This window comes from Mycobacterium sp. (assembly GCF_040509115.1).
Taxonomy (GTDB): domain Bacteria; phylum Actinomycetota; class Actinomycetes; order Mycobacteriales; family Mycobacteriaceae; genus Mycobacterium.
Genome location: NZ_JBEVLO010000251.1, coordinates 1 through 6,221 on the forward strand (window position 1 = coordinate 1; position 6,221 = coordinate 6,221).

Annotated in this window: 6 protein-coding genes; 3 read left to right on the forward strand and 3 right to left on the reverse strand. The window is 65.8% G+C overall.

The annotated features are described in order from the left end of the window. Window positions 1-84 precede the first annotated feature (84 nt). The 3 genes from ABW137_RS17115 to ABW137_RS17125 all read left to right on the forward strand — a co-directional run bounded on the left by ABW137_RS17115 (window position 85) and on the right by ABW137_RS17125 (window position 2,780). On the forward strand, window positions 85-903 hold the full coding sequence (locus ABW137_RS17115; protein WP_526402074.1) for a PP2C family protein-serine/threonine phosphatase: 819 nt from the start codon (window positions 85-87) through the stop codon (window positions 901-903). Between the two features lie 36 nt (window positions 904-939). Further along, window positions 940-1,797, forward strand: coding sequence for an SHOCT domain-containing protein (locus tag ABW137_RS17120; RefSeq protein ID WP_526402065.1), 858 nt, complete (start codon window positions 940-942; stop codon window positions 1,795-1,797). A 137-nt stretch (window positions 1,798-1,934) separates the two neighbouring features. Then, window positions 1,935-2,780: a mycofactocin-coupled SDR family oxidoreductase gene (locus ABW137_RS17125; protein WP_526402067.1), complete on the forward strand. Its 846-nt coding sequence runs from the start codon at window positions 1,935-1,937 to the stop codon at window positions 2,778-2,780. On the opposite strand, the gene ABW137_RS17130 is transcribed toward ABW137_RS17125, so the two are convergent. From ABW137_RS17130 to ABW137_RS17140, 3 genes are all read right to left on the reverse strand, one after another. Beyond that, entirely contained in the window at window positions 2,777-3,658 is an 882-nt protein-coding gene (locus ABW137_RS17130) for a universal stress protein (RefSeq protein ID WP_526402069.1), read from the reverse strand. The two genes, ABW137_RS17125 and ABW137_RS17130, sit on opposite strands and share 4 nt — an antisense overlap. A gap of 31 nt (window positions 3,659-3,689) precedes the next feature. Then, window positions 3,690-5,222: an amino acid permease gene (locus ABW137_RS17135; RefSeq protein ID WP_526402071.1), complete on the reverse strand. Its 1,533-nt coding sequence runs from the start codon at window positions 5,220-5,222 to the stop codon at window positions 3,690-3,692. 20 nt (window positions 5,223-5,242) lie between these two features. Further along, on the reverse strand, window positions 5,243-6,221 hold a 979-nt coding region (locus tag ABW137_RS17140), incomplete at its 5' end, for an aspartate aminotransferase family protein (RefSeq protein ID WP_526402073.1).

The following is a 6,221-nucleotide window of genomic DNA, read 5'->3' on the forward strand; positions in this document are numbered from 1 at the left end:
CGGCAATGTGAACGCCTGGGGCCCCGCGGTCTGGCACGATGAGCGTGCTGAGCCGGGGATTCGGAAGGATGGTGCGGCTTGTCCGTGATCAAGGTGCGCGCATTCAGCGACGTCGGCCTGGTGCGCAAGCGCAACGAGGACTGCGTGCTGGTCGCGGGATGGCAAACTCAGGCGCGCGACGGAGCACTGGTGACAATGGAATTCGCGGCGACCATGCCCTTCGTGTGCGCGGTCGCCGACGGTATGGGTGGCCACGCCGGCGGCAACCTCGCCAGCCGGGTCGCGCTGAATGTCGTCGCCGACCGGTCGTCGACCTGGCGCACCGACGAGGACGTGACGGCCACCCTGATCGAGACCAACGAACAGGTCAGGGCGATCGGCGTCGAGACCGATCTGCAGGGGCTCGGCACCACGATCGCCGGCGTCTGCATCGCCGCGGCCGGGATCATCGTGTTCAACGTCGGTGACAGCCAAGTCTTCTCGATCACCGGTGGCCTGCTGGAACAGATCTCGATCGACGACTCCGTCTTCGACGCCCGCGGCAGGCCGACGAACATCATCACCCAGTCGCTCGGTCAGGCGGTGCCCGTCGACCCGCACGTGAAGGTGCTGCCGCTGAAGCCTGGGACGTACCTCATGTGTTCGGATGGGGTCAGCGGGGTGATGACACCGGAAGAACTGGAGGCCGCGGTGCGGCAGTCCGACCTCGGGGACTGCTCGGCCGAGATCATCGAAACCACCCGCGCGAATGGGGCGGCGGACAACTTCTCGTTCATCATCGTGGAGATCCCCGATCTGACTTCACCCGACACCGAACTCGCCGTGACCATCCCAGCGAACGAGGATGACGCCGCCGAGATACCGGCAGACGAGGTGCACGCGACCCCGGAGACGCTAGTCTGACCTGCGAACCCGTCCGACCGACGAGGAGCGTGGTCCATGCTGGTGCGGTACGTCAAGGCGCAGCTGATGGTGCTGCTGTGCGGCGGTCTCGTCGGCCCGATCTTCCTGATCGTCTACTTCGCGATCGGCGAGCCCGACCTCGTCAAGTGGATGTTCTACGTCGGCCTGTTCGTCACCGTCCTCGACGTGCTGATCGCCCTCGCCCTTGCGAATTACGGTGCCAAGACCGCCGCCAGGACGCAGATGCTGGAGTCGGCAGGCGTGCTGGCGCTGGCCCACGTGACCGGCATCGGTGAGACGGGTACCCGCATCAACGACCAGCCGCTGGTCAAGCTCAACATGCGCATCGAAGGGCCCGGCCTCACGCCCTTCGACGTCCAGGACAGGGTGATCGCGTCGGTGACCAGGCTTCCCCTCATCACCAACCGCAAGTTGGTGGTGTTGGTCGACCCCGCCACTGGGCAGTATCAGATCGACTGGAACAGAAGCGCTTTGGTGGGCGGCATGATGCCAGCGGTCTTCACCATCGCCGAGGACGGCGACCGATCGTACGACCTCAGCGGGCAGGCGGGTCCATTGATGGAGATCATGCAGATCCTCAAGGCCAACGGCGTGCCGATGAACGGCCAGATCGACATCCGCTCCAATCCCGTGGTCCGTCAGCAGGTGATGAGCATCGTTCACCGCGCCGCCGCCCAGCAAGTGCCCCCGGCCGTGCACCGGTCGCCCGCTCCCGTCGATCCGGCGATGCCCTTCACGCCGCCGGAGAAACCCGCAGCGCCCGCAGTGTCGACTGCGCAGCGGTTGCAGGAACTCGAGACGTTGCGGGCCATGGGCACCATCACCGAAGACGAGTACCACGCCAAGCGACGGCAGATCATCGCCGAGCTGTAGTCGCCCCCGGGCGACCTTTCTAGAACACGTTACAGTTCGGCTGCTAGCCTTCTCCTCGTGCGCGTCCGCCCGCGACGCGCGGGAACGTACCTTCACGCACGCTCGCGCGTGAACGGGAGTCGACGAAAGGACGGGCGATGGCAGGCTCACTGGAGGGAAAGGTGGCGTACGTCACCGGAGCTGCACGCGGTCAGGGCCGGGCGCATGCCGTCCGCTTGGCCACCGAGGGTGCCGACGTCGTCGCCATCGACATCTGCGGCCCCGTCTCCGACACCATCACCTATCCCTCCGCCACGTCCGACGAGCTCGCGGAGACCGTTCGTCTGGTCGAGGCCGCGGGGCGCAAGATCCTGGCCCGTGAGGTCGACATCCGCGACCTCGCGGCGCAACGACAGGTGGTGGCCGACGCCATCGAACAGTTCGGCAGACTCGACGTCGTCGTGGCCAATGCCGGTGTGCTCAGCTGGGGCCGGATGTTCGAGATGTCAGAAGAGCAGTGGGACAGCGTCATCGACGTCAACCTCAACGGAACCTGGCGCACCATCCGGGCCGCGGTGCCCGCCATGATCGAGGCGGGCAACGGCGGCTCGATCATCATCGTGAGCTCGTCGGCGGGTCTGAAGGCCACCCCCGGCAACAGCCATTACGCCGCCTCGAAACACGGACTGGTCGCCATCACCAACTCGCTCGCACTCGAGGTGGGGGAGTTCGGGATTCGCGTCAACTCCATCCACCCGTACTCTATCGACACCCCCATGGTCGAACCCGACGCGATGATGGAGATCTTCGGGAAGTACCCGACCTACATCCACAGCTTCTCGCCCATGCCGTACCGGGCGGTCGATCATCAGGGCAAGAAGGGTCTTCAGGACTTCATGACTGCCGAAGAGGTCTCCGACGTCGTCGCCTGGCTCGCCGGCGACGGGTCCGCGACGATCTCCGGATCCCAGATCGCCGTCGATCGCGGGACGATGAAGTACTAGTTCGGGAGCACCAACACGGGAACGGGGCTGTGCCGCACGATCTTGGCGCCCTTGGACCCGAGGAACACCCGCGCGATCGCGCCCTGCGGTGAGGTGCCGATGGCCAGCAGTTCACCGTCGAGCCATTCCGCGGCGTCCAGCGCCTGATCCCATCCATTGCCCGTGACGACCTGAAGTTGGACGTCGTTGCTCACCACGCCATCGGACTTCAACTTGGCCAACGCCTCCCGCGCTTGCGTGGCCCAGGACTGCAGCAGCGAATCCTCGGCGTGCAGACCCACCTCCGGCGGATACATCGTGCGGCCCCGGACGGCGAACGTGATGACCCGCATCGGTACGCCGAGTTGTTCGGCCAGCGTCGCCACCCGGCCCACCACGTGGAGCGACTCCGGGGTGCCGGGGTAGGCACACGTCAGCCTGGTCAGGCCGTGGGTCTTCGAACCGCGGTAGCCACGGGGGCTGATCGCCAGCGGAACGGGCGACGAGTGCAGCAAGCGGTCGGCGGTCGAACCGACGACCACCTGGCCCAGGCTGCCGTCGGACGCGGAGCCCAGTACCAATGCCTCGGCGCCCAGTTCGTTGACGGCATCGATCAGCCCGCCCGATGCCGAACGGTGGGCGTACTTGTGGAAGCTGACGTCGAGCTGGCCGTCGAGTGCTGCGATGCACTCGCGGGCCTGATCAGCGGAGTCGGCCGCCAATCGGTCTGCATACTGGGCATATTCGGCGTCGATGCGGGCGGGCGACGGAGTGGTCCACGGCTTGGGAACGACGGTGACGATCGACAGCGACGTCTTCAGCGTCCGGGCGGCCTCGACGCCGAGGTTCAGCGCGGAGAGTCCGGCCTTTCCGACGAGATAGCCGACGACGACCGTCATCCGTGGGCCCCCTTCGCTTCTCGGTCTGCCGTCACTTGACGTCCTTTGGCGGCGTGACGATTTCGACGTCATCGATACCCGCTGCGGCCGTCGCGATGAGGCCGTCGCCGCCGTCGTTCAGTGCGCTGTGGTGCCGACCCCAGACGAGGTAGAACACAATCACGACCGCAACCCACGCGCCGAATGCGATCCAGGTGTACCAGTGCAGGCTGTACAGGATGTAGCCGCACGCAACCACCGACAGCACCGGCACGATCGGGATGTGGACGTTGCGAGTCTCGCCGCGAATCATGAAGTACAGCGGTACCTTGAAGCCGCGCGGCAGATCCGGTTCGCGGACCCGCAGGATGATCACGCCGATCGACACCACGATGAACGCGGTGAGGGTACCGATCGAAACCATGTCGGCGAGCTTGTCGAGCGGGATGAACCCGGCAAGGATGCTGACCACGATCGCCACGATGATGGTGTTGTTGACCGGCGTCATCGACTTCGGGTTGACCTTGGCGAACAACGAGGGAAGCAGACCGTCGCGGCCCATCGCAAACAGGATGCGGGTCTGGCCGTACATCGTCACCAGGGTGACCGAGAAGATCGAGATCACCGCTCCGGCAGCGAGAACGGTGCTCCACCAGGTGACGTTCGTGACGGCGTCGAGGATCTGAGCCAACCCGGCCTCCTGTCCTTCGAACAACTGCCAATCCTGGGCACCGAGCGCGGCTAACGCCACCAACACGTAGACACTGGTGACGATCAACAGGGCCGCGATGATGGCACGCGGCATTGTCTTCTGCGGATCCTTCACCTCGTCGCCAGCGGTCGAGACGGCGTCGAGTCCGATGTAGGAGAAGAAGATGGTGCCCGCGGCCAGCCCGATCACTGCGGTGCCCAGCGGGGCGAAGTTGGCGAACCGGTCGGTTTGGAAGGCGGTGAACGCGATCACGATGAACATGCTCAGCACACCGAGCTTGATGATCACCATGATGGTGTTGGCCTTGGCGGATTCCGATGCGCCGCGGATCAGGAGCGCCATGCACATGATGATCAGGAGGATCGCCGGGAGGTTGACGATGCCCGGGCTGTCATCCCACGGCGCGGCGGTGATCGCCTGGGGCAGGGTGACGCCGAAGATGTTCTCCAGCAGCTTGTTCAGGTACTGACTCCACCCCACGGCGACGGCCGCGGTCGATACGCCGTACTCCAACAGGAGGCAGGCTGCCACCCCCATGGCGATCAACTCGCCGAGCGTGGTGTAGGCGTACGAATAGGTGGACCCGGAAACGGGCACCGCGGAGGCCATTTCGGCGTAGCAGATGGCCGCCAATCCCGCCGCGAGACCCGCCAGCAGGAACGAGATGATCACGGCGGGGCCTGCCTGGGGGACCGCCGTGGAGAGCACGAAGAAGATGCCCGTGCCGACGGTGGCGCCGACGCCGAACATCGTCAGCTGGAAGACGCCGATCGTGCGTTTGAGCCCCTCGGAGGCGCCATGAGCGACGGGTGCCCCGATGATCGGGCGCCGCCGCAGCATCTGTTGGGTGAATGTCACCGTCGGTGATGTCATGGTGCCTCCTGCTCGGGGGTTCAGGCCTTAACGGTTTGGGCGAGGGCTTCGGCCAGTACTGCGGCGAACTGGTCGACGGCCCAGTCGATCTCCTTCTCGGTGATGACCAGCGGCGGCGCGAAGCGCAAGGTGGAACCGTGGGTGTCCTTAACGAGAACACCACGCGCGGCCAAGCGCAAGCTGACCTGCTTTCCCGTGCCGAGTCGCGGATCGATGTCCACTCCGGCCCACAATCCGAGGCCGCGAACCGCGAGCACGCCGTGGCCGATCAGGCCCCGCAGTCTGTCATGCAGTCGGTCGCCGAGTTCAGCTGAGCGGGCTTGGAATTCACCGCGCTGCAGCATCGCGACGACGGTGGTGCCGATTGCCGCCGCGAGCGGGTTGCCGCCGAACGTCGAGCCATGCTCGCCGGGATGCAGCACGCCGAGCACGTCACGGTTGGCGACCACCGCGGACAGCGGAACCACACCGCCACCGAGCGCCTTGCCGAGCAGATACATGTCGGGTACGACGCCCCAGTGGTCGCAGGCGAACGTACGCCCGGTACGGGCCAAGCCCGCCTGAATCTCGTCGGCGATCATCAGCACGTTGCGCTCGGTGCACAGCTCCCGGACCCGGGGGAGGTAGTCGGCGGGCGGCACGATGATGCCAGCCTCGCCCTGAATGGGTTCGAGCAGCACGGCGACGGTGTTCTCGTCGACGGCGTCGATCAACGAGTCGACGTCACCGAATGGCACCGCTCGGAAGCCCGGCGTGTATGGGCCGAACCCACGGCGGGCGCTCTCGTCGTCGGAGAAGCTGATGATCGTCGTGGTGCGGCCATGAAAGTTGTTGTGCGCCACGATGATGTTGGACTGCCCTGCGGGTACGCCCTTCACGTCGGTACCCCACTTGCGGGCCACCTTGATGCCGCTCTCGACGGCTTCGGCACCGCTGTTCATCGGCAGCACCATGTCCTTGCCGCACAACTCGGCCAGCGCCGCACAGAACGGGCCGAGC

What these genes read in the sequence shown, in the direction of transcription:
- ABW137_RS17120 (WP_526402065.1), top strand. Translation starts at nt 940, where the DNA reads ATGCTGGTGCGGTACGTCAAGGCGCAGCTGATGGTGCTGCTGTGCGGC.
- ABW137_RS17125 (WP_526402067.1), top strand. Translation starts at nt 1,935, where the DNA reads ATGGCAGGCTCACTGGAGGGAAAGGTGGCGTACGTCACCGGAGCTGCA.
- ABW137_RS17130 (WP_526402069.1), bottom strand. Translation starts at nt 3,658, where the DNA reads ATGACGGTCGTCGTCGGCTATCTCGTCGGAAAGGCCGGACTCTCCGCG.
- ABW137_RS17135 (WP_526402071.1), bottom strand. Translation starts at nt 5,222, where the DNA reads ATGACATCACCGACGGTGACATTCACCCAACAGATGCTGCGGCGGCGC.